Below are 2,060 nucleotides of genomic sequence, written 5' to 3'. Positions count from 1 at the left end.
CGCCGAGCGGTCATGGCAAGGCAAAGAAGGTACGTGTAGTCCCGAAAGGGAATCGCCTGCGTCGTCACAGCACGATTCGCCCATTCGAGAATGAGTGACATCTCGATGTCGGTGTATGGCCCACTATCCGGACAGCCACTGGAGACGGCCGCGCCCTTGATGTTTCCCTTGATCCGCCAGCCCTCCAGCAGATCCACGACTTCATTGGAAACGCCTTCGAACCCGTAGTCGTGCCAGGCGATCAGAAAGCCCTTCAGCGCTCCCAGATGGTACTGGTCTGATTCCTCAAGCATTGCTCGCCAATTGAGCAGCGCCGCAGGCTCCACTGTTGTCGCGCCGGTGTCTCGCAAGAACTGCTTGAACCTTTGCGCCATGTTGAACGTGTGCATCGCCGACATTTCTTCGGCGTAGCGCTGGAGCGTCGCCCGGAAGCCGCCTTGGGTCGGCTCTGGCAACTCTGTCGCATGACCAAGCGACACGGTCACGTCTTTATTCAGCTGCCAAGTATCCTGTGAAGCATCGAAGGTGTAGCCGTCCTTCGATTCGGACCTCGTAAGCCGCAATTCACACCTTGCTTCGGGCGCTCTTGCACTCATGAACTTACCCTTCGGCCTCGTATGACTCGACCCAACCCGGATTGAAGTTCACGCACTGCCTTGTCGCTGACTTCCCGGATATGACGTTTGTTGTAGACCGCACCAGACGCCTTGCTCCAGTGGCCAGCCAGAAAGGCCCGAATGTCGAGCTCACGGCCTTCTGAAATGAGGGTCTGCTCACCAGGCGCAGCGCCATGCCGCACCCGCGCGTTGTGGGCGTCAATCGCCACCGAGAGGTCGTAGTTGAAATGGTGGCGGAACGCATGGGGATGGATGTCGCCGAACGCGTCGTTGACGGAGCGCATCGTTTCCATGATCCGTCCCACCGAGGACAGCGACATGGGCTTCCCCCAATGCTCCCCCTTGTGATGGGTGACCAACAGGTAGGGATGCTGGCGCGCCGACTTGATCCTTGCTCGATGCTTCATCACGTATTCGTGAATCAGGTTTGCGAGACCTTCCGGAATCGGAATTGGTCGTTCCTTGGTTTTCGCCAAAGGCTGATAGCGTCGCGAATCGAGGAGGTCATCGTGATTACGGCGGACCCACACCTGTGGCTCGTCGCCAAGGTCGATCTGGTCGATTCGAAGGCTCAGTAGTTCCCCTCGCCGTATTCCCGTGTATTGCAAGAGGGCAAAAAGGATGGCGTTTCGCAGCCTGACCGAGGGATCCCGAAACGGATTCTCCGGGGACTCGTAGGCCACAACGGCCATGAAGCGCTCAACTAGTTCCGTCGGCGGCGACTTCTCATCTCGGTCGTCTTGATGCCGTCGGGCGAGACCGCGGGGGCGGTGCTTCCGAATGAGCTTCGCCATCCGAGCAATTTCGGCCGCGAACTTGGGTGAGTTCTGATGTTGCGTGATGGCGGAGCCCAGAAACTCCAGATAATTCGCGATGGAACTCATTCGATTGTAGTGCTGCTGCCCTTCGACGGTCGGGCTCGACGACACCGTGGCCGTGCGCGCCTCCAGCAGTACAACGTTGTTGGCCAAAGTCCTTCCGTCGCTACTGATGTCTTCCACATGCGCATGTCCAACGACGCGAAGTCGCGCAAGGAAACCACATCAGCGAGCGTCAAGAAGTTGCCGTTCGAGAACTCCCTCTCCAGATTTCTAGCGGGAGTCTGCCTGGACTCCCAGCGCAGCAGCACCAGAACGTCTCTCAGTGTGTTGACGATGGTGTTGACCGCTGCGCCAGCATTACGCAACTGCGAGGTTGCGAAGAGCGTGGGATAGAACAGGGGAAGACCCCGCGCGTCATGAAGCATCGGAACCCGCTCCCCGCCACCAAAGATGTGCATCGAGAGCGTGTACACGCGAGACTCCACTATCTCCACTTTTTACAAGTGTAGCACTATAGAAATCTTTCTCAACAAAAAAATTCCGATGGGAACAAAGAAAAAGCCCTCAATGACGAGGGCTTTCTCTACTAAACTCTACAAAAACGCTTAGGTGTACCTCAGAA

1 protein-coding gene and 1 pseudogene are annotated in these 2,060 nt (G+C 57.2%); both read right to left on the bottom strand.

The annotated features are described in order from the left end of the window. Positions 1-485 (bottom strand): annotated as a pseudogene (locus tag CSC66_RS17115) (site-specific integrase); the annotation flags it as partial. A 107-nt stretch (positions 486-592) separates the two neighbouring features. Continuing rightward, a complete protein-coding gene (locus tag CSC66_RS17110; RefSeq protein WP_238394446.1) occupies positions 593-1,588 on the bottom strand; it encodes a site-specific integrase in 996 nt (331 codons plus the stop codon). Positions 1,589-2,060 lie beyond the last annotated feature (472 nt).

Source organism: Pseudoxanthomonas kaohsiungensis (assembly GCF_010211765.1).
In the GTDB taxonomy this organism is placed as follows: domain Bacteria; phylum Pseudomonadota; class Gammaproteobacteria; order Xanthomonadales; family Xanthomonadaceae; genus Pseudoxanthomonas; species Pseudoxanthomonas kaohsiungensis.
This window is presented reverse-complemented; position numbering and strand designations above follow the sequence as displayed.